22 protein-coding genes are annotated in these 18,598 nt (G+C 65.5%); 12 read left to right on the forward strand and 10 right to left on the reverse strand.

The window, feature by feature from the left end:
* Positions 1-25: 25 nt before the first annotated feature.
* Positions 26-169, forward strand: coding sequence for a hypothetical protein (locus QUH67_RS15115; protein ID WP_300947469.1), 144 nt, complete (start codon positions 26-28; stop codon positions 167-169).
* A 15-nt stretch (positions 170-184) separates the two neighbouring features.
* On the opposite strand, the gene QUH67_RS15120 is transcribed toward QUH67_RS15115, so the two are convergent.
* A complete protein-coding gene (locus QUH67_RS15120; protein ID WP_300947470.1) occupies positions 185-658 on the reverse strand; it encodes a winged helix-turn-helix transcriptional regulator in 474 nt (157 codons plus the stop codon).
* Positions 659-768: 110 nt separating this feature from the next.
* On the opposite strand from QUH67_RS15120, the gene QUH67_RS15125 reads away from it, so the two are divergent.
* Positions 769-1,542, forward strand: coding sequence for an SDR family oxidoreductase (locus QUH67_RS15125; protein ID WP_300947471.1), 774 nt, complete (start codon positions 769-771; stop codon positions 1,540-1,542).
* Positions 1,543-1,686: 144 nt separating this feature from the next.
* A complete protein-coding gene (locus QUH67_RS15130; protein ID WP_300947472.1) occupies positions 1,687-1,827 on the forward strand; it encodes a hypothetical protein in 141 nt (46 codons plus the stop codon).
* A 47-nt stretch (positions 1,828-1,874) separates the two neighbouring features.
* Here the strand turns inward: QUH67_RS15130 and QUH67_RS15135 are convergent, their stop codons facing one another.
* Positions 1,875-2,483 carry an FMN-dependent NADH-azoreductase gene (locus tag QUH67_RS15135; RefSeq protein WP_300947473.1) on the reverse strand — a complete coding sequence of 203 codons (609 nt, stop codon included), beginning with the start codon at positions 2,481-2,483 and terminating at the stop codon, positions 1,875-1,877.
* 100 nt (positions 2,484-2,583) lie between these two features.
* Here QUH67_RS15135 and QUH67_RS15140 point away from each other — a divergent pair, with 100 nt between their 5' ends.
* Positions 2,584-2,985 carry a winged helix-turn-helix transcriptional regulator gene (locus tag QUH67_RS15140; protein WP_300947474.1) on the forward strand — a complete coding sequence of 134 codons (402 nt, stop codon included), beginning with the start codon at positions 2,584-2,586 and terminating at the stop codon, positions 2,983-2,985.
* On the opposite strand, the gene dprA is transcribed toward QUH67_RS15140, so the two are convergent.
* Positions 2,982-4,100, reverse strand: a complete 1,119-nt coding sequence (gene dprA / locus QUH67_RS15145) for a DNA-processing protein DprA (RefSeq protein ID WP_300947475.1) — start codon at positions 4,098-4,100, stop codon at positions 2,982-2,984. The two genes, QUH67_RS15140 and dprA, sit on opposite strands and share 4 nt — an antisense overlap.
* Before the next feature lie 137 nt (positions 4,101-4,237).
* Here dprA and QUH67_RS15150 point away from each other — a divergent pair, with 137 nt between their 5' ends.
* Positions 4,238-5,479 carry an amidase gene (locus QUH67_RS15150; protein WP_300947476.1) on the forward strand — a complete coding sequence of 414 codons (1,242 nt, stop codon included), beginning with the start codon at positions 4,238-4,240 and terminating at the stop codon, positions 5,477-5,479.
* Between the two features lie 17 nt (positions 5,480-5,496).
* Positions 5,497-5,757 (forward strand): helix-turn-helix domain-containing protein, encoded by a 261-nt coding sequence (locus QUH67_RS15155; RefSeq protein WP_320416144.1) that lies wholly within the window; start codon positions 5,497-5,499, stop codon positions 5,755-5,757.
* 53 nt (positions 5,758-5,810) lie between these two features.
* On the opposite strand, the gene plsY is transcribed toward QUH67_RS15155, so the two are convergent.
* Genes plsY through QUH67_RS15170 form a run of 3 tightly spaced genes read right to left on the reverse strand, consistent with a single transcriptional unit; the run spans position 5,811 to position 8,681 of the window.
* Positions 5,811-6,398 (reverse strand): glycerol-3-phosphate 1-O-acyltransferase PlsY, encoded by a 588-nt coding sequence (plsY, locus tag QUH67_RS15160; RefSeq protein ID WP_300947477.1) that lies wholly within the window; start codon positions 6,396-6,398, stop codon positions 5,811-5,813.
* A gap of 26 nt (positions 6,399-6,424) precedes the next feature.
* Positions 6,425-7,726, reverse strand: a complete 1,302-nt coding sequence (locus tag QUH67_RS15165) for a dihydroorotase (protein ID WP_300947478.1) — start codon at positions 7,724-7,726, stop codon at positions 6,425-6,427.
* 1 nt (position 7,727) lies between these two features.
* Positions 7,728-8,681, reverse strand: a complete 954-nt coding sequence (locus QUH67_RS15170) for an aspartate carbamoyltransferase catalytic subunit (protein WP_300947479.1) — start codon at positions 8,679-8,681, stop codon at positions 7,728-7,730.
* 160 nt (positions 8,682-8,841) lie between these two features.
* Between QUH67_RS15170 and QUH67_RS15175 the strand changes: the two genes are divergently transcribed.
* The 3 genes from QUH67_RS15175 (at position 8,842) to QUH67_RS15185 (ending at position 11,923) form a co-directional block, all read left to right on the forward strand.
* Entirely contained in the window at positions 8,842-10,245 is a 1,404-nt protein-coding gene (locus tag QUH67_RS15175; protein ID WP_300947480.1) for an NADase-type glycan-binding domain-containing protein, read from the forward strand.
* A 50-nt stretch (positions 10,246-10,295) separates the two neighbouring features.
* On the forward strand, positions 10,296-11,024 hold the full coding sequence (locus QUH67_RS15180; protein WP_407080459.1) for a M15 family metallopeptidase: 729 nt from the start codon (positions 10,296-10,298) through the stop codon (positions 11,022-11,024).
* A gap of 119 nt (positions 11,025-11,143) precedes the next feature.
* The gene (locus tag QUH67_RS15185; RefSeq protein WP_300947481.1) at positions 11,144-11,923 is read left to right on the forward strand and encodes a CPBP family intramembrane glutamic endopeptidase; all 780 of its coding nucleotides are present in this window, start codon (positions 11,144-11,146) and stop codon (positions 11,921-11,923) included.
* Between the two features lie 165 nt (positions 11,924-12,088).
* Here the strand turns inward: QUH67_RS15185 and QUH67_RS15190 are convergent, their stop codons facing one another.
* The 4 genes from QUH67_RS15190 to QUH67_RS15205 all read right to left on the reverse strand — a co-directional run bounded on the left by QUH67_RS15190 (position 12,089) and on the right by QUH67_RS15205 (position 15,600).
* The gene (locus QUH67_RS15190) at positions 12,089-13,012 is read right to left on the reverse strand and encodes an AEC family transporter (RefSeq protein ID WP_300947482.1); all 924 of its coding nucleotides are present in this window, start codon (positions 13,010-13,012) and stop codon (positions 12,089-12,091) included.
* Positions 13,013-13,015: 3 nt separating this feature from the next.
* Complete coding sequence (gene ruvX, locus QUH67_RS15195) at positions 13,016-13,498, reverse strand: Holliday junction resolvase RuvX (protein ID WP_300947483.1); 483 nt, start codon at positions 13,496-13,498, stop codon at positions 13,016-13,018.
* Between the two features lie 89 nt (positions 13,499-13,587).
* Positions 13,588-14,523 carry a cyclase family protein gene (locus QUH67_RS15200; protein ID WP_300947484.1) on the reverse strand — a complete coding sequence of 312 codons (936 nt, stop codon included), beginning with the start codon at positions 14,521-14,523 and terminating at the stop codon, positions 13,588-13,590.
* A gap of 195 nt (positions 14,524-14,718) precedes the next feature.
* Complete coding sequence (locus QUH67_RS15205; RefSeq protein WP_300947485.1) at positions 14,719-15,600, reverse strand: LysR family transcriptional regulator; 882 nt, start codon at positions 15,598-15,600, stop codon at positions 14,719-14,721.
* Positions 15,601-15,687: 87 nt separating this feature from the next.
* Here QUH67_RS15205 and QUH67_RS15210 point away from each other — a divergent pair, with 87 nt between their 5' ends.
* The 3 genes from QUH67_RS15210 (at position 15,688) to QUH67_RS15220 (ending at position 18,574) form a co-directional block, all read left to right on the forward strand.
* Positions 15,688-16,677, forward strand: a complete 990-nt coding sequence (locus QUH67_RS15210) for an NAD(P)H-dependent flavin oxidoreductase (protein WP_300947486.1) — start codon at positions 15,688-15,690, stop codon at positions 16,675-16,677.
* 39 nt (positions 16,678-16,716) lie between these two features.
* Positions 16,717-17,793 carry an NAD(P)H-dependent flavin oxidoreductase gene (locus QUH67_RS15215; RefSeq protein ID WP_300947487.1) on the forward strand — a complete coding sequence of 359 codons (1,077 nt, stop codon included), beginning with the start codon at positions 16,717-16,719 and terminating at the stop codon, positions 17,791-17,793.
* Positions 17,794-18,067: 274 nt separating this feature from the next.
* Positions 18,068-18,574, forward strand: a complete 507-nt coding sequence (locus QUH67_RS15220) for a peptidoglycan-binding domain-containing protein (protein WP_300947488.1) — start codon at positions 18,068-18,070, stop codon at positions 18,572-18,574.
* The last annotated feature ends 24 nt before the right edge of the window (positions 18,575-18,598 follow it).

Consider the following 18,598-nt stretch of genomic DNA (forward strand, 5'->3'; position numbering starts at 1 on the left):
CGAGGAGGGCGGCCCTGACGAGGCCGTGGCCTTCATTGCGGAGACTGTCGCCGAACTGGTCAAGCTGGCGGAGCGCCATCGGCTGGAGGTGCTGGGCCATCTGCTCGGCATGGCGCAGCTCGAGGCGGAAGAACGGCTGCGCACAAGGAGCAAGCACAAGCTGTCGTGACGCGGCGCGGCTTGGTTATGCCGTCGCGCGCGTGCGTGCTTTTGCCGTTCGCGGCTTCAGCGCGATATCATCAGCACTCAATAGCCGCCCGTCCTGCGCATGAAGTTCGAGCTTGCGCACCGGCTTGCCCTGTTCCCGGTCGACCAGAATCGTGGCGATCTCGTGCGGGTGCTCGTCGAACTCCTCGCTCCATTGCCGCAAGGCGACCAGGATCGGGAAGACGCCGCGGCCCTTCGGCGTCAGCAGATATTCCTGATACGCGCTGCCGTCGGAGGCGGGCGCCGTCTTGAGAATCCCCTGATCCACCAGCGCGCGCAGCCGCACGGTGAGAATGTTCTTGGCGAGCCCAAGCCGCTTCTGGAATTCGCCGAAGCGGCGGACGCCGAACAGCGCCTCGCGGATGATCAGCATCGACCACCAGTCGCCGATCGCATCCAGCGAGCGCGCGATCGGGCAAGCGTCGCCTTCAAAGCTCGTTCGTTTCACCATTGTGCCTCCGATCGGTTGTGTGGCCGATCACGGTCTTGTGTAGTTGCAATATTAAACCAAGTCGCCTAGGTGAGCAACCTAGTTTAATAATGCAACCATCGGAGGCGGCCATGCGGCTTGCGAACAAGACGGCGTTGATCACAGGCGGCAACAGCGGCATCGGTCTGGCGACCGCCAAAGTTTTCGTGGCCGAAGGGGCCAAGGTCGTCATCACGGGCCGGAATCAGGCGACGCTGGAGGCGGCGGCCAGGGAATTGGGACCGAACGCGCTGGCGCTCGTGGCCGATGCGACCGACATCGCGGCGACCGAAGCCGCGATCCGAAAGGGGGCCGAAAAGTTCGGCAATTACGACATCCTGTTTGCCAATGCCGGCATCGCCGGCGGCACGCCGCTGGGCGCCTCGACCGTCGAGGCGTTCGAAAAAGTCATCAGCACAAACCTCACCGGCGTGTTCTTCACGGTGCAGTCAACGTTGCCCTATCTGAACGACAACGCCTCGATCATCCTCAACGGCTCGGTCATCTCGGTGCTCGGCATTCCCGGCTACTCGGCCTATGGCGCGGCGAAAGCCGGCGTGCGGGCGATGGCGCGTATCATGGCGTCGGAATTGTCGCCTCGCGGCATCCGCGTCAACGTTGTTGCCCCCGGCGCCATCCGCACCCCGATCTGGGGCGCGGCAACGGCAACGCCGGAAGCCGAAAAAGCTTTTGAAAAGCGGATCGCGCTATCGACCCCGCTCGGCCGCCTCGGCGAAACCGAGCACATTTCGAAGACGGTGCTGTTCCTCGCTTCTGACGATGCCGCCCATGTGCAGGGCCAGGAATTATTCGTCGACGGCGGCGCCACGGCCTCGCCGAGCGGCGCGCCGATCTACCGGGAGTGAGGGGCCTTGCCGCCATCTTCGCTGCCGACGGGTAGGCCGCCGGCTGCGGCGGATTGGCGCTGAGCCAGAACGCACCTTGAACCCGGACCACCGCTAACGGACATTTCAGCAGGAGCCCCCATCAGTTGCGAACCGGAGCGCGTCATGCCGAAAACCGCGGGCATCTCTTCGTCGACGTCGCGAGATTCGGATCGTGCTCAGTTCGTTTCGATCGCGCAGTTTTCCGGCGTCGGTCTTTTGGCCTCCCTGGTGATCGTGCTGCTGCGCATGAACGGCGTGTTCTGATAAGGCGGCCGCCGTCACGCTGACAGCCGCCGCCCTCGACCAAAAACTCAGGCGGCGTTCAGTTCGCCGGCCGCCTTCAGCGCGCCGGCCACCGCTTTCTCGCGATGCTCCGGGCCGACCTGGATGCCGTCGGCGGAAATGAATTCCGGATTCTTGATGCCGATGAAGCCGAACACCCAGCGCAGATAGGTTTCGAGATGCTCGCCGACGGCGGCCGGCGAGCCCGCGCCATAGAAACCACCGCGCGAGATCGCGACGATGACGCGCTTATCGCCGGCCAGGCCCTCGACGCCCTGCGCGGAATATTTGAACGTCTTGCCCGCCACCAAAATGCGGTCGATCCAGGCCTTGAGCTGGCTCGGAATCGTAAAATTGTACATGGGCGCGCCAAGCACGATGATGTCGGCGCCCAAAAACTCCTCCAGTACGGCCTGACCCGCGGCGATATCCTCGCGCAGTGAAGCGTCCGGGGTGACCCCCTGGCCAGCGGCGAGATGCGAGCCGGTGAGATGCGCCAGTGGCGTCAGCGTCAGATCGCGATAGCTGACGTCAAGTCCCGGCGTGGATTGGCGCAGCCGGTCGACGATGGCGGCGGAGACCTGGCGGCTGACGGAGTGGGGGCCGAGCACGCTGGAGTCGAGATGCAGAAGTTTCATGGTTGAGGTCACCCTTTGGTATAGGTTTGTAACTGGCGCTATATGAGTGACCGTGGCAAACCCCCGCAAGAACGCACATTTTCCATACGAGAGCACATCGATGAGACCCGAGCACAAGAAAGTGCCTGCCTTGCCCCCGAGCCCGCATGCCGAGGGTAGTTGCCGCGCGGTGGCTTCGGTACTGGCCCGCGTCGGCGACAAATGGAGCGTGCTGGTCATCATGATGCTGATCGACGGGCCGATGCGCTTCAATGAATTGAAACGCAAGATCGGCGGTATCTCGCAGCGGATGCTGACGCTCACCTTGCGCGGGCTGGAGCGCGACGGGCTGGTGACGCGCACGATCTTTCCGACCATCCCGCCGCGCGTCGATTATGAATTGACCGATCTCGGCCGCGGGCTGGCGCAGCCGGTTCAGGCGCTCGGCCAATGGGCGTTCGACCATTTGCCGGCGATCGAGGGCGCGCGGACCAGTTTCGATGCACGTAACGAGAAGAACTAAACCAGCGACACCAGCCCGCCGCCGTGTCGCTCCAGCCGGCCGGCCAGGTCGAGTTCGAGCAGCACCGTGCGAACGAGGGCAGGCGAGAGGCCCGACATCCGGATCAGGTCGTCGAGGCTGATCGGGCTCGGTCCGAGCAGCGAAACGATGCGGTCGCGGACGGTGGGATCGATCTCGAAGTCGAGCGGCGCATCGTCATCTTCGCGCGCCTCGAGTACGACCGGCCGCGCCAGGATCGGCTGGAGGGCGCTGATGACGTCGCTGGCTTCGGTGACCAGCGCCGCACCCTGCTTGATCAGGTCGTTGGTGCCGGCGGTGCGCGGGTCGAGCGGCGAGCCCGGCACCGCAAACACCTCGCGGCCCTGTTCGGCTGCCATCCGCGCCGTGATCAGCGAACCCGAACGGTGTGCGGCTTCGATCACGACGACGCCGAGCGCCGCGCCCGAGATCAGGCGGTTGCGGCGGGGAAAATCATGGGCGCGGGGCACATGGCCGAGCGGCATTTCAGAGATCGCGCCGCCGTGTTCCAGCAGGGCGGCGAGCAGGTCGCCATGTTCGGGCGGATAGATCCGGTCGTGGCCGCCGGCGAGCACCGCCACCGTGCCGCTTGCGACCGTCGCGCGATGCGCCGCCTGGTCGATGCCGCGCGCCAGGCCCGAGATCACCACAAAGCCCGCATCGCCGAGATCGCGCGCCAGTTGGCCTGCGAATTTCAGCCCGGCGCCGGACGCGTTGCGCGAGCCGACGATGGCGATCATCGGCCGGCCCATCACGTCCGAAGCGCCGCGCACGCCGAGCAAGGGCGGCGCATCTTCCAGCGTCGCCAGCCGCGGCGGATAGGCGGCTTCGCCCGGCGCGACCAGCGTGACGCCGAGCCTCTGGCTCGCGGCGATTTCGGCCCGCGCTTGCGCCTCGCCAAAAATCCGTCCCGACCGCGAAGCGCCGCCGCGTCGCGCCAGCTCCGGCAGGTGCTCCAGCGCTTCGCGCGCGCTGCCGAAATGGGCGATCAGCGCGTTGAAGGTGCGAGGTCCGACGTTATCGCTGCGGATCAGCCGCAGCCGGTCGATCCGGTCGCTTTCGGTGATGTCAGGCGTGAAATGTGTCCGGTCATGCATGCGGACGCAGCTTTGCCCAACCTGAGATTGCGATCAACCGGTTTGATTGTGATTGGCACCATGCTTGCTGGAGGCACCAGGCTTGCTGGAGGCGAAAGCGCTCCGTAACCTGCGTCCTCAATCACAGGAATGCCTTCATGATCTCGATTGCCGACCTCCAGCGCCGCATCGATGCCGGCGACCTCTCCGCCGACGCCGCGCTCGCGCAGTCGCTCGAAGCCACCAACGCGCAGGAAAAGACCATCGGTGCCTTTGTCTGCCACGATTCAAACGCCCGCGCGCAAACCGCCGGGCCGCTGCGCGGGATTGCGGTCGGCATCAAGGACATCATGGACACCACGGATTTTCCGACCGAGATGGGATCGCCGATCTACCGCGGCTACCGCTCGCGCGGCGATGCGGCCGTCGTGATGCTGCTCAAGCAGGCAGGTGCGACCATTGTGGGCAAGACCACGACCACGGCATTCGCGTCGTCGGATCCGACGCCGACGCTCAATCCGCACAATCACGGCCACACGCCCGGCGGATCGTCGTCCGGTTCGGCGGCGGCGGTCGGCGCCGGCATGATCCCGCTGGCGCTGGGCACGCAGACCGGCGGCTCGGTGATCCGGCCGGCTTCGTTCTGCGGCACGGCCGCGATCAAGCCGTCCTATCGCCTGCTGCCGACGGTCGGCGTCAAATGCTATTCGTGGACGCTCGATACCGTCGGCCTGTTCGCATCAGGCGTCGACGATGTGGCGCGCGGCCTTGCCGCGATGACCGGCCGGCCCGAACTGCTGCTGCCGTCAGACCTTCCGACGCCACGCATCGGCGTCGTGACGCAGGATTTTGCCGATGCGCCGGAAGCAGCCGGCGCGGAGGCGCTGCAGATGGCGGCGAAGGCCGCCGAGCGTGCCGGCGCCGCGGTGCGGACGCTTCATGTGCCCGAGATCATCGCAGAGGCGTGGCGCATCCATCCGGTGGTGCAGGAATTCGAGGCGCACCAGGCGCTTGCCTGGGAATACCGCGAGAACTACGACGCGCTGGCGCCGAACCTGCGCGGACGCCTCGACGAGAGCAAGGGCGAGACTCCGGCCGCCTATGACGCGGCGATAGCCGTTGCCAGCCGCGCGCGACATGCGTTGGCGAAATTATTCGATGAAGTCGATGTGATCCTGACCTTGTCGGCCCCGGGCGGCGCGCCGAAGGGATTGGGCTCGACCGGCGATCCCCGCTACAACCGGCTCTGGACGCTGATGGGCGTGCCTTGCGTCAACGTCCCCACGCTGATCGCGGAAGGCAATCTGCCGGTTGGCGTCACCGTGATCGCGCGATACGGCGCGGATGCCCAGGCGCTGGCGGCGGCGCGGTTTGTGGAGCAGGCGCTCAACCATGGATGACGTGATGGAGGTGTAACATGACGCTTCAACGCGAATCGATCCTCACCGAGGCGGACTACAAGAACGCACTCCTCGAGGCTGAGCGCCTTTGGGGTGCGAAGAGCGGAACTACGCAGGGTGATCGGCTCGATGCGCTGGCCGGTATGATTGACGCTTATGAAGCGAAACAATATCCGGTGGCTCCGCCAGATCCTATTAGCGCGATCCAATTCCGTATGGAGCAGCAAGGCTCGGACCGTAGCTCGGATGAGCGGAGCGACATCCGGGGAAAACTCTAACATCGTCCCGGATGTCGCTGCGCTCATCCAGGCTACAAGAGCGGAGTACGTTACTACGCCCCGATCCGCCCTTCGGTGCCGGTCTGCAGCCGCTTGATGTTCTCGCTGTGCTTCCAGAACAACAGCAGCGTCAGCACGACGAACAGCGAGGCCAGCGCGGGGTGGCCGAACCACCACAGGAACAGCGGCGTCACGAACGCTGCGACCAGCGCCGAGAGCGACGAGTAGCGCGTGGTGACGGCGGTGGCGAGCCAGAGCAGGCAGAACATCAGCGCTGCCGGCCAGAACAGGCCGATCAGCACGCCGATATAGGTGGCCACACCCTTGCCGCCGTTGAATTTCAGCCAGACCGGGAACAGGTGGCCGAGGAAGGCGCCGAGCGCGGCCAGCATCGCCGCATTGGCGCCGCCGTAATAGCCGGCGATGATGACCGCCACCGTGCCCTTGAGCATGTCGCCGATCAGGGTTGCCGCCGCCAGGCCCTTGCGGCCGGTGCGCAGCACGTTGGTGGCGCCGATATTGCCGCTGCCGATCGAGCGTAGATCCTGCGTGCCGCCGAGCTTGGTCAGCACCACGCCGAACGGAATCGAGCCGAGGAGATAGCCGAGCAGGAAGGCGGCGATGAGAAATGCGTCAGACATGGCGGTAGCTCCCATCGCGGGATGAATCAGACGTGTTCATAGACGGTCCGTCCGCCCACGATAGTACGCACGACGCGCCCCGAGAAGCGGGCTTCGTCGAACGGCGTGTTCTTGCATTGCGATTTGAGGTCGGCGGGATCGAGCACCCAGGGCGTATCGGGATCGATCACGACCACATCGGCCGGGGAACCGGCGCGTAGCGAACCGCCGGGCAGGCCGAGCAGTTCGGCGGGCCGGGTCGACATCGCCCGGATCAGCGTCTTGAAATCCATCTCGCCATTGTGGATCAGCCGCAGCGCCGCCGGCAGCATGGTCTGCAGCCCGACCGCGCCGCTTGCTGCTTCCGCGAACGGCAGCCGCTTCACTTCGACATCCTGCGGATTGTGATCGGACATCACGACGTCGATCAGGCCGGAGGCAACGGCCCGAACCAGCGCGAGGCGGTCCTCCTCGGTGCGCAGCGGTGGCGACAGTTTCAGAAAGGTCCGGTAGGGGCCGATATCGTTTTCGTTCAGCGTGACATGGTTGATCGACACCGAGGCGCTGACCTCGAGGCCGGCCTCGCGCGCGCGCTGGAGGATTTCCAGCGACTCCAGCGAGGACAACGAGGCGGCGTGATAGCGCCCGCCGGTCAGCGCCACGAGACGCATGTCGCGTTCGAGCATGATGCACTCGGCGGCATTGGGAATGCCGAACAGGCCGAGCCGGGCGGCAAACTCGCCCTCGTTCATCACGCCTTCGCCGACCAGATCGGGATCTTCGGTATGATGCACGATCAGCGCGTCGAAATCGCGGGCATAGGTCAGCGCCCGGCGCATCACCTGGGCGTTGGTCACGCTGCGGTCGGCATCGGTGAAGGCCACCGCGCCGGCGGCCTTCAACAGCCCGATCTCGGTCATTTCCTCGCCGCGCATGCCCTTGGTCAGTGCGGCCATCGGGTGAATGTTGACGATCGCGGTGTCGCGGGCGCGGCGCAGCACGAAATCCACCGTCGCTGAATTGTCGATGACGGGCGAGGTATCCGGCTGGCAGATGATGGTGGTGATGCCGCCGGCGGCCGCCGCCTGGCTGGCGGAGGCAAAAGTTTCGCGGTGGCTGGCGCCGGGCTCGCCGACAAAGGCGCGCATGTCGATCAGCCCGGGGGCGACGATCCTGCCGGCGCAATTGATGATGTCGGTGCCCTCAGGCACGCCGGCCGCGCCGATGCCGCGCCTGGAGTCGCGGATGGTGCCGTCGGCAATCAACACATCGCCAGGGCCGTCAAAATCCCTGGAGGGATCGACGACGCGGGCGTTCGCTAGCAGGATCGGGCGGCGGCCAGTCAGCATGTCAAGCGTTCGGCAGGTTGCGGGCGAGCGCTTCGAGCACCGCCATCCGCACCGCCACTCCCATTTCCACCTGTTCGCGGATCAGCGATTGCGCGCCGTCCGCCACGATTGAATCGATCTCCACGCCGCGGTTCATCGGCCCCGGATGCATCACCAGCGCGTCGGGTTTGGCGTAAGCGAGCTTTTTCTGGTCGAGGCCGAAATAATGAAAATACTCCTGGGTCGACGGCACGAACGAGCCGTTCATGCGCTCGCGTTGCAGCCGCAGCATCATCACAATGTCGGCGCCATTGAGGCCCTCGCGCATGTCGCGCGCCACCTCGACGCCCATCCGCTCGATGCCGCGCGGCAGCAGCGTGGAGGGGGCGACGACGCGGACGCGGGCGCCCATGGTGTTGAGCAGCAGGATGTTGGAGCGCGCCACGCGCGAATGCATCACGTCGCCACAGATCGCGATCACGAGCCCTTCCAGCCGGCCTTTGTTGCGGCGGATGGTCAGCGCGTCCAATAGCGCCTGGGTCGGATGCTCATGCGCGCCGTCGCCGGCATTGATCACGGAACCGTCAACCTTGCGCGCCAGCAGTTCCACCGCGCCGGACGCGTGGTGCCGCACCACCAGGATATCCGGGTGCATGGCATTCAGCGTGACGGCGGTGTCCATCAGTGTCTCGCCCTTGCGGATCGAGGACGAGGACACCGACATGTTCATGACGTCGGCGCCAAGCCGTTTTCCGGCCAGTTCGAACGAGGACTGGGTCCGGGTCGAGGCTTCGAAAAACAGGTTCACCTGGGTGCGACCGCGCAGCGAGGTGCGCTTTTTGTCCACCTGGCGGTTGAGCTCGACATATTCCTCGGAAAGGTCGAGCAGGCCGGTAATGTCGGCAGCGGAAAGTCCCTCGATTCCCAGCAGATGCCGGTGACCAAGGACAAAAGTCGATTTCGATGCAGGGGTCATTAAAGCCTTGCTATAGGGAGAGATGCCACGCGGGGCAAGCGTCAAATCCAGCGTCCGGACTTATCCACTAGCGCTTCGGCGGCAGGGTAAACGGCCCGGCGGTAGGCCTTGGCGGGCGATTCGGCTAAGGTGAGGAACGGTGCATCGAGCCTTTGAAAACGTGCGGTATTTTATTCAGTTTCTCCGGATCATGTCGTTGGCGTTGCTGGCGGCCATGTCCGGCCTCTCCGGGACGCCGGCCATTGCCGAGCAGCGCATCGCGCTCGCGATCGGCAACGACCTCTATCCCAATCTTTCCGCCGACCGGCAGCTCAAAAAGGCCGCCAACGACGCCACCACGGTCGCGGCGACATTACGGACTCTCGGCTTCGAGGTCATCGTCGGCACCAATCTCGGCCGCCAGGCGATGATCGACAAGCTCGCCGAGTTCACCGCGCGGCTGCAGCCGGGCGACACGGCGGCATTGTTTTTCGCCGGGCATGGCGTCGCGATCGGCGGCGTCAACTACCTGATCCCGAGTGACGTTCCGGCCGTCACCGAAGGCGCGGAGGCGCGCGTGCGCGGCGCTTCGCTGGCCGAGCCCGACCTGATCGCGGAACTGCAGGCGCGCTCGGTCCGCGTCGCGCTCCTGGTGATCGACGCCTGCCGCGACAATCCGTTCCCGCGCGCCGCCGGACGATCGATCGGCAACACGCGGGGGCTCGCCGATGCCAAGCCGGCGCGCGGAATCTTCACGCTGTATTCCGCCGGGATCGGCCAGACCGCGCTGGATCGGCTCGGCGGCAACGACACCGCCCATAATTCGGTGTTCACGCGCATTTTCGCCGAGCAAGTGAAGCGACCGGAACTGCATCTCGGCGATCTCGCCGTCGAAGTGCGCGAGCGCGTCGCCGAACTGGCGCTGAAGGCGACCGACGAACGCGGCCAGCCCGCGCCGCACGAGCAGACGCCGGCCTATTACGATCAAACCCTCGGTGGCCGCATCTATCTGGCGGGATCGTCGACGGCCAGCCGGCCGCCTGAACTGGCCGCCCTATCGGCGCCGCCGCCCGCAGCGCCCAATGTAGCCGAGCGGGCTGCGCTGAGACCGCAACGTCCGTCCGCGTCCGGCGAAAGCTGCGCGCGCAACGGCAGTGAGACCTATTGCGTCAGCTCGGTCCTGAGGCCGCAATTCGGCAATTCCTATGGCCCGGAGAATCTGTTCTCGGGGCCGGCCAGCAGCGCGTGGGTGGAAGGCCGGCAGGGCAATGGCGTCGGCGAGTGGATCACCGTCGAATTCGAGGGACTGCGCACGGTGCGTTCGATCATCGTGCGCAACGGCTACCAGAAGAGCAACGAAATTTTTGGCAAGAACAACCGCGTGCGGCATCTGCGGGCGGTGTTTTCGCAAGGCGAGACCCGGACGCTGACCTTGCAGGATCGAAGCGGCTCGGAAACCTTGGTGCTCCCGGGCCCGATCAAGGCCTATTGGGTCAAGTTCATCATCGATGATGTCTGGGCCGGCAACAGATATACCGACACGGCGCTGACGAAGCTGGTGGTCAATTCGGAGCCCGCGCCGTGATCGGTAAAAATTGGGCTGCGCGTATCGCAAAATGGACGGGACTTGCCGCGATCAGCGTGGCGTGCTGCCTGCCTGTCGCCGCGCAGGCCCCAAAGCTGCCGGCCGGTTTCGTCTATCTGCGCGATGTCGATCCGACCATCATCCAGGACATGCGCTACGCCGGTTCGAACAATTTCGTCGGCCGCCCGCTGCGGGGATATGAAGCCGCCGAATGCGTCGTGAAGCGCGAGGTCGGTGCGCTCCTGAAGAGCGTGCAGGAAGAGCTCGCGCTGCAGAACCTGTCGCTGAAAATGTTCGATTGCTACCGGCCGACGCGCGCGGTGGCGGACATGGTCGCATGGTCGCGCGACGGCAAGGAGACGGTGGCCAGCAAGCGCTACAATCCGGCGTTCGCCAAGGCCGACCTGTTTCGCCTCGGCTACATCGCCACCCGTTCGGGCCATTCCACCGGCGCGGCGCTCGATCTCTCTTTGGTCGATCTGAAGGGCGATAACTCAGCCACCTTCGATCCGGCCAAAGACTATGGGGACTGTACGGCCAACGCAGGCCTTCGCGCGCCGGACGGCAGCGTCGACATGGGCACCGGTTACGATTGTTTGGATGTCAAATCGCACACGGCGGCGAAATCCATCACCGCGGCCCAGCGCCGCTGGCGGGAGACGCTGGTGCTGGTGATGGCCCGGCGAGGATTTGTAAACTATTCGAAGGAGTGGTGGCACTTTTCGCTGCCGGGAGCCGGCGGGCAGGCCTATGATTTCCCGATCACGCCGCGGAAGTGATTCACGGTTCCTGAACCCGCTAGCGCACATATTCCGTCCTGGCCGGGCTTGACCCGGCCATCCGCGTCCTCGTCTCAGCGTGTTGACGTGGATGCCGACGACAACAAGAAAGCTGCCTGATGGACACTGTCACCGCCGAAGGCGCCGTCGCCGTTCCGCCTGCGATCCCGGACCAGCCACCGCGCGTCTGGAAATTCTGGGGCACGACCCTGTGGGGGCTGTTCATCTTCGTCGCGATGTTCCTCGGCCAGCTCGCGATCATCGGCTACTTCGTGTTTCAGCACGGCTGGTCGTTCGACGTTGCCGAGGCGATCCGCGTGATTGGCGGCGGCCTCACGATCTCGCTCTCGGTCATTCTGGGATTGCCCGCTGTGCTGCTGGCGACCTGGGTCGCGATCCGGCCGACACGGATATCGTTCACCGATTATCTGGCGCTGCGATGGACCTCATGGCGCAATTTCTTCACTGGTCTTGCGGCGCTGGTCATCCTCGTCGGCGGTTGGGACCTGGTGTCGCGGGCGATCGGACGCGAGGTGACATCGGGCTTCATGGGCGAAGTGCTGAAGTCAGCGCAGGCCGACGGCGCGCTGTGGCTGCTGGTGATCGCGTTCTGCGTCGCCGCGCCGATGTGGGAAGAAATATTTTCGCGCGGGTTTCTTTATCGCGGCTGGTCGGAATCGAAACTCGGCGTCGCCGGCGCGATTGTGCTGTCGTCGCTGGCCTGGACTTCGTTGCACCTGCAATACGACTGGTTCTTCTTCTGCGAGGTTTTTACGATCGGCGTGTTGCTGGGCTACCTGCGTTACCGCACCAATTCGACCGGGCTGACGATAGCCCTGCACGGCATCAATAATCTGGCCGCGACGATCCAGACGCTGTGGCTGGCGGGCCTGGGATAGCGGCGTTTATCGAGACCGTTCGGCGGCACATACGACTGTCGTCCTCCGCGAAAGCGGGGGACGCAGTACGCTGCGGCTTGTCGATTGATCACGTAGGCCTCTGGAATACTGGGTCGCCCGGTCAAGCCGGGCGATGACAGCTGTAAAAGTAGCTCGCAGTGAACATCAGGAAACCAGCGCAATCGCGATCGGCATCGTCACCGCGGCCAGAATGGTCTGTAGCGTGATGATCTGCGCGAGCAGCGGCGCGTCGCCGCCCATCAACCGCGCCAGCACATAAGAACTCGATGCGGTCGGCACCGCCGAACAGATCGTGACGACGGCAAGGTGGGCGCCGGTGAGGCCGAACTGCAACGCCAGCGCGACGGCGATCGCCGGCATCAGCACCAGCTTGAGGAACACCGCCACGCCGGCGGCGAGGCTCGGCCGAAACAGGCCTTCGAGGTGCATTCCGGCACCGGTTACCAGCAGGCCGATGGCGAGCGAGGAGCGGCCGAGCGCGTCGGCGACCTCGTGCCAGAGCTTTGGCAACGGAAGATGCGTGACGTTGAGCGCGAGCCCGATCGCGCAGGCCCAGATCAGCGGATTGCCCGCCACCGTCAGGACGATCGATCCGGTCGAACGCTTTTCCGGCGCGGCGTAACGGGCGAGCACCGAAACGCTGAACACGTTGACAACAGGGACGATGGCGATCATCGCCACCGACGCGATCGCAAGCCCGGGATTGCCGAACAGGCTGGCGGAAACCGAGAGCGCGACGTAATTCTGCCAGCGGATGGCGCCCTGGAAGATCGAGGTGAAGGCGGGGCCGTCGACCCCGGCGCGCGCGAGCAGCGGGCGCAGCGCCAGACACAGCAGCGCGATCGCGAGCGCCGACAACAGCAGCGCGCCTCCGACGCCGCCAACCGGCACGGTGCTGAGATCGGCCTTGATGAGCGTCTGCACCAAAAAGACCGGTAACAGCACGTAATAGGTCAGCCGTTCCAGCCCCTGCCACTGTGTCTCGGGCCTGATCAGCGTCCGCTTCAGGATGAAGCCGAGCACGATCAGCAGAAACACCGGCAGCAGCGCCGTGATCACGACCGCCATGGTTCAGCGATCCGCGCGCAGCTTCGTCAGCCGGTCCAGCGCGCCCTGCAGGATGAAGATCGCGGCATGCTCGTCGATCACTTCAGCGCGACGGGCGCGGCTGACGTCCATCCCGATCAGCTCGCGCTCGACGGCCGCCGTCGACAGCCGCTCGTCCCACAGCGCGATGGCAAGGCCGGTGAGGTTGGAAAAATTGCGGGCAAAGGCGCGGGTCGATTGCGCGCGCGGCCCCTCGCTGCCGTCCATGTTGATGGGAAGTCCCAGCACGAAACCGACAGCGTTACGCTCGCCGGCTATCGCCAAAAGCCGCGCCGCGTCGGCCTTGAACGCCTTGCGGTGCAGCGTTTCGACGCCGGTCGCCAGCCGGCGGTCGGGATCGGAGACGGCGACGCCGATGGTCTTGGTGCCGAGGTCGAGGCCAACAAGGGCGCCGCGCTCGGGCCAGTGCGTGACGGCGTCGATCAGGGGGAGGATGGGGGCGGGCATGGTCCCGCATAACACCGGTGCGGCGCGGGCGCAAAGCCGATGACGGCGTGGCGTCCATGCAGGAACGCCACGCCGATCGTCGATGGACCTTACCGGATCGCGACCGGATTGATCATGCTCTGCACGGCGCCCTTGAAGCGCGGCTGGCCGAGCACGAACATGAATTCATAGGCCTTGTCCTTGGCGAGTTCGGCCGTGTTCATGTTTTCCAGGATGTAGGTGCCGTTCATCGGCAACAGGATCTGGTGCACCTCGAAGATATTCTTGGTTTCGAACGGAACCGCTTCGACGCCCCAGGTGTCGGCGCCGATGGCGACGACGCCCTTGCCGGTGAGATATTTTGCGCCTTCGACGCCAAGCCCGGGTTCGCCGGCCCCGAAACGCTTGTCGTCCTTGCCGATCAGGCTGAGCCAGCCGGTATGGAAGATCACGACGTCGCCCTGGCGGATTTCGACGCCCTGCTTCTTGGCGACTTCCTCGATCTCCTTGGTGTTGAAGGCGGTGCCTTCCTTGACGACGTCGGTGCCGTAATGCGCGGCCATGTCGAGCAGCACGCCGCGCGTCACCATCGGCGGAATCTTCTCGACGCCGAGCTTCTTCAGCCCGGAAGGATCGGCGAACTCGAGCAGCTTGTTGCCGTTGTAGTAGACGTGCTCGACGCCGATATGGCCGAGGCCGTCGAGCTGGCTGCCGACGCCGACCCAGCCATCGATCAGGTCGTCGTTGTAGGTGGTCTTGCTCGGCCCGAGGCCCGGGCTGCCGGCCTGGCCGGGCTGAACGACGGTGATCTTGAACGCCCGCGGCGGATAGGCCGGGGTCGTGCTGTCGACGGGAATGCCGAGCGGGTAGGTTTTGCCGGTCTTCACCAGCCCCGCCGCCTTCACGACCAATTCAGGCGTCATGTAGTTGGCGGCGCCGATCTCGTCGTTCGGTCCCCATTTCGATTTCGTCCAGTCTTGAGCATTTGCTGTTCCGACCCCACCCAACAAAGCAACAGAACAGCACCATACGAACGCAAGTCGCATCGCAGTCCCTCCCAGATTGACGTTATGATTTTTGGTAACGAGCGGCTCATACTAACGTGGCAAAGCGCGGCGGCCAGAAAATTCTGAGTCCGATGCTCGCATTGCGATCGAACGCCGCAGCGCGAAACGCGCAGCGCAACTTGCACTGTTATATTATTACAGCTGAGACGTTTCGCACGGCGAAAAGAATGCGTGTCAGGCGGCGATGACCTCGCCATTGCTGCCCAGGCAGGACGCAAAACCTTGCAGCGCACTGTATTGATGCGCGCTGCGGCGGGTGATGAACAGCGTCTCGACCCGGGACTGCGCGGGCGACAGCGTATGGATGCTGACGCTGTCGTTTTTTCCGACCACGGCGCGCGGCAACAGCGTCACGCCCATGTCGGCGGCGACGCAGCCGATCATGCCGTCGAGCGTACCGAGTTCGAACCGCGCGGAAGACGGCCAGCCGAACTCCGTAAAAACCTGTTCGAGCCGCTGTCGGTAGGTGCAGCCGGTGCGGAACACCAGCGCGGTGGGGCCGGATTCCGGCGTGCCGGCACGGAGTGCGGCGAGGCTTTGCCATCGCCGCGCGGTCACCAGCACCAGTTCTTCGCGGAACGCGACCGTCGCATCGAGTTCGTCATGCTCGATCGGACCCGCGACGAAGGCGCCGTCGAACGTGCCGTTGAGCACGCCGGCCACCAGCTCGGAGGTCGTCGAGGTCCGCAGGCTCAATCGCACCTGCGGAAAGCGGCGATGAAAATTTGCGAACAGCGTCGGCAGGCGGACGGCGGCTGTCGTTTCCATCGATCCGATCGCGAGCGGTCCCTTCGGCTCGCCGTCGTCGCGCGCCGCCAGCAGCGCCTCGCGCGACAGTGCGGCCATCCGTTCGGCATAGGGCAGCAAGCGGCGGCCGGCGCCGGTCAGGGTCATGCCGCGGCTGTGCCGCTCGAACAGTGCGGTGCCGATCTCGGCTTCCAATGCTTTCACGCGCTGCGTGACATTGGACTGCACGGTGTTGAGTTCGTCGGCGGCGCGAGTGATGCCGCCCAGCCGGGCGACGGTGGAAAAGGTGAGGAGGTCGCTCAGCTCCATGGCACGGCCCGTTTCATTTTACAGATGCCTGAATTCTATAGTATTCATTATTATAGATGGTAGTCCGGCTCTATATTGCTGTCCAGAATGCAGGGAATGGACATGCCGATATCCACGCCATTGACCGCCCGTCTGGGCATCCAGCATCCGATCCTCTCGGCGCCGATGGATTTCATTGCTGGCGCGCGTCTTACCGCGGCCGTCAGCGCGGCCGGCGGTTTCGGTATTCTGGGCGGCGGCTATGGCGACAAGGCGTGGCTTGAGCAGGAAACGACAAAACTTGCCGACGTACAAAACCCCTTCGGCATCGGTTTCATCACCTGGAGCCTGGCCAAACAGCCGGCGCTGCTGGACATCGCGCTTCACGTGCAGCCGCGCGCGATCATGCTGTCGTTCGGTGATCCCGCGCCGTTCGCGCCGCGGATCAAATCATCCGGCGCGCTGCTGATCTGCCAGGTGCAGGACGAGGACATGGCGCAACAGGCGCTCGATGCCGGCGCCGACATCCTGATTGCGCAGGGCACCGAGGCCGGCGGCCACGGCGCGTCGCGCACCACGCTTGACATCGTGCCGGCGATCGTCGATCTCGCCGCCGGCCGGGTGCCGGTGGTTGCTGCCGGCGGCATCGGCGACGGCCGCGGGCTGGCGGCGATGATGATGCTGGGCGCCTCCGGCGTGCTGCTCGGCACGCGCTTTTACGCCAGCCAGGAATGCGACGGCCCAGAGGAAGCCAAGCGGCGCATCTGCGCGGCGACCAGCGGCAACAGCGTCCGCGGCATCATCTTCGATCTCTCGCGTAACAATGTCTGGCCGGCGCCGTTCACCGGCCGCTGCCTGATCAACGATCACGCGCGGCGCTGGATGGGGCGCGAGGTCGAACTAATGCAGAATGTCGGGGCGGTCGCGGCCGAATATGCGGCGGCGAGGGCGGCGGGCAATTTCGATATCGCCGCCGTCATCGCCGGCGAAGCCGTCGGGCTGATCCATGATATCCCGCCGGCAGCCGAAATCGTCGACCGGATCGTCACCGAGGCCGGCCAGATCTTGAACGGGCGGCGAAATTCCGTCGCTGCCTAATCCTCACGCTTCTTAGACTCACCCAAGCGAGCAAACACCATGTGGCCAGACCGCCGGATCATCGACCTCTTCAAGACCGAATTTCCGATCGTGCTGGCGCCGATGGCCGGCATCATGGACGCCGACCTCGTGATCGCGGCGGCACAGGGCGGGGCGCTGGGCTCGCTGCCCTGTGCGATGATCACGGCGGAGAAGGCACGCGAGCAGGTCAACATCATCCGCCAGCGCGTCTCCGCGCCGGTGAACATGAACTTCTTCTGCCACACGGCGGTCGATGCCGATCCCGCGCGCGAGGCGGGCTGGAAGGCGCGGCTCGGCGCCTACTACAAGGAGTTGGGGCTCGATCCCGCCGCGCCGTTTGCCGCCGCCAACCGCGCGCCGTTCGGTGAGGCGATGTGCGCGGTGGTGGAAGAACTGAAGCCGGAAGTGGTCAGTTTCCACTTCGGCTTGCCCGACGCGGCGCTGGTCCGGCGCGTCAAGGCCGCGGGATCAATCGTGATGTCGTCGGCGACCATCGTGAAGGAGGCGGTCTGGCTGGAGCAGAACGGCGCCGACGTCATCATCGCGCAGGGCGCGGAGGCCGGCGGTCACCGCGGCATGTTCCTGACCGACAACATCGCCCAGCAGCCCGGCACCTTTGCGCTGGTGCCGCAGGTGGTCGATGCGGTGAAGGTGCCGGTGATTGCGGCCGGCGGCATTGCCGACGGCCGCGGCATCGCGGCGGCGTTCGCGCTGGGTGCCGCCGGCGTGCAGATCGGCAGCGCCTATCTGCGCTGCCCCGAATCCAAGGTGAGTGCGGCGGGGCGGGTCGCGTTGGGAGAGGCGAGCGACGACGCCACCTTCATCACCAATGTCATGACCGGACGCCCGGCGCGCGGCGTTCCCAACCGCGTCATGCGCGAGGTCGGCCCGATCTCGCCGGACGCCCCGGCATTCCCGCACGCCGCCACCGCGCTCGGCCCGCTGAAGGCGGCGGCCGAAAAGCTCGGCAAGGTCGATTTCACCAACCTGTGGGCCGGTCAGGCGCTGCGGATGGGCCGCGAGATGCCGGCGGCCGAGCTGACGCGGTCGCTCGCGGGCGCCGCGCTGGCGCGGCTGTCTGCGCTGGGCGGGTAGGGCGCGCCGCATCGGGCGCCCGGCTCGACGTCAAAATTGGGCCAAAAGCATTGATTAACACGGCGTCCAGATCGGCCGCCGGAGTTCACTCATGAAAATCCGGAGGGCCGACTTCCGGCTTGGCGCGAGGTTGGGGAACCGTCTGCCATGGACAACACTTATCCCCGCGACGAAGCGGGATGGAGCCGCCGGATGTCGAGAGCTCGGGGACGGCGCGATGTATCCATATCTTCCAGACCGCATCATTAACTGGCGTGACGGCAGAGGCAGGGTTATGCGGACCTTGATCCTGGCATTGTCCATCCTGGCGATCATCGACAGCGCGCATTTCGCCGCGGCCGGCCTGAGCGACACGCCCCGGGAAACGGCGGCCCCCGCCGATACGGCAAGCACGACCAGCGAAGCGACCCAGCAGACCGAGCAACAGATCGGCCTCACCAAGGCCAAGCGTCGTAACGTGCAGCGTCGGCTGACGACGCTTGGGTTCGAGACGAAGGCCAACGGGACGTTCGATGAGCCGACGCGCGCGGCGATCTCGCGCTGGCAGGAGGAGAATGGCTACCCTTCGACCGGCTTCCTCAACGCCGGGCAGCACAAGGCGATGACGGACGCCGCGAAGCAGGCTGCCAAAGCCGACCGCAAGGATCGTCGCCGGGCCGGAAACCGCACCCGCTATTCGCGCGGTGGCGGCGGTCCGATCGGAGTAATCGGCGGTGCGGTGCGTGGCGTAGGGGGCGCGGTGCGCGGCGTCGGCAGCGCAGTCGGCGGAATATTCCGCTGATAATCAGTCCGGGATGGCCGCCCG

It is taken from the genome of Bradyrhizobium roseum, from assembly GCF_030413175.1.
GTDB lineage: Bacteria > Pseudomonadota > Alphaproteobacteria > Rhizobiales > Xanthobacteraceae > Bradyrhizobium > Bradyrhizobium roseum.

Excerpts from the sequence above, each read along its gene's own strand:
- QUH67_RS15155 (WP_320416144.1), top strand. The coding sequence starts at position 5,497 with ATGACGCTTCAACGCGAATCGATCCTCACCGAGGCGGACTACAAGAAC.
- plsY (WP_300947477.1), bottom strand. The coding sequence starts at position 6,398 with ATGTCTGACGCATTTCTCATCGCCGCCTTCCTGCTCGGCTATCTCCTC.
- QUH67_RS15165 (WP_300947478.1), bottom strand. The coding sequence starts at position 7,726 with ATGCTGACTGGCCGCCGCCCGATCCTGCTAGCGAACGCCCGCGTCGTC.
- QUH67_RS15130 (WP_300947472.1), top strand. The coding sequence starts at position 1,687 with ATGCCGAAAACCGCGGGCATCTCTTCGTCGACGTCGCGAGATTCGGAT.
- QUH67_RS15215 (WP_300947487.1), top strand. The coding sequence starts at position 16,717 with ATGTGGCCAGACCGCCGGATCATCGACCTCTTCAAGACCGAATTTCCG.
- QUH67_RS15140 (WP_300947474.1), top strand. The coding sequence starts at position 2,584 with ATGAGACCCGAGCACAAGAAAGTGCCTGCCTTGCCCCCGAGCCCGCAT.
- QUH67_RS15150 (WP_300947476.1), top strand. The coding sequence starts at position 4,238 with ATGATCTCGATTGCCGACCTCCAGCGCCGCATCGATGCCGGCGACCTC.
- QUH67_RS15120 (WP_300947470.1), bottom strand. The coding sequence starts at position 658 with ATGGTGAAACGAACGAGCTTTGAAGGCGACGCTTGCCCGATCGCGCGC.
- QUH67_RS15185 (WP_300947481.1), top strand. The coding sequence starts at position 11,144 with ATGGACACTGTCACCGCCGAAGGCGCCGTCGCCGTTCCGCCTGCGATC.
- ruvX (WP_300947483.1), bottom strand. The coding sequence starts at position 13,498 with ATGCCCGCCCCCATCCTCCCCCTGATCGACGCCGTCACGCACTGGCCC.
- QUH67_RS15210 (WP_300947486.1), top strand. The coding sequence starts at position 15,688 with ATGCAGGGAATGGACATGCCGATATCCACGCCATTGACCGCCCGTCTG.
- QUH67_RS15170 (WP_300947479.1), bottom strand. The coding sequence starts at position 8,681 with ATGACCCCTGCATCGAAATCGACTTTTGTCCTTGGTCACCGGCATCTG.
- QUH67_RS15135 (WP_300947473.1), bottom strand. The coding sequence starts at position 2,483 with ATGAAACTTCTGCATCTCGACTCCAGCGTGCTCGGCCCCCACTCCGTC.
- QUH67_RS15190 (WP_300947482.1), bottom strand. The coding sequence starts at position 13,012 with ATGGCGGTCGTGATCACGGCGCTGCTGCCGGTGTTTCTGCTGATCGTG.
- QUH67_RS15220 (WP_300947488.1), top strand. The coding sequence starts at position 18,068 with ATGCGGACCTTGATCCTGGCATTGTCCATCCTGGCGATCATCGACAGC.
- QUH67_RS15125 (WP_300947471.1), top strand. The coding sequence starts at position 769 with ATGCGGCTTGCGAACAAGACGGCGTTGATCACAGGCGGCAACAGCGGC.
- QUH67_RS15200 (WP_300947484.1), bottom strand. The coding sequence starts at position 14,523 with ATGCGACTTGCGTTCGTATGGTGCTGTTCTGTTGCTTTGTTGGGTGGG.
- dprA (WP_300947475.1), bottom strand. The coding sequence starts at position 4,100 with ATGCATGACCGGACACATTTCACGCCTGACATCACCGAAAGCGACCGG.
- QUH67_RS15205 (WP_300947485.1), bottom strand. The coding sequence starts at position 15,600 with ATGGAGCTGAGCGACCTCCTCACCTTTTCCACCGTCGCCCGGCTGGGC.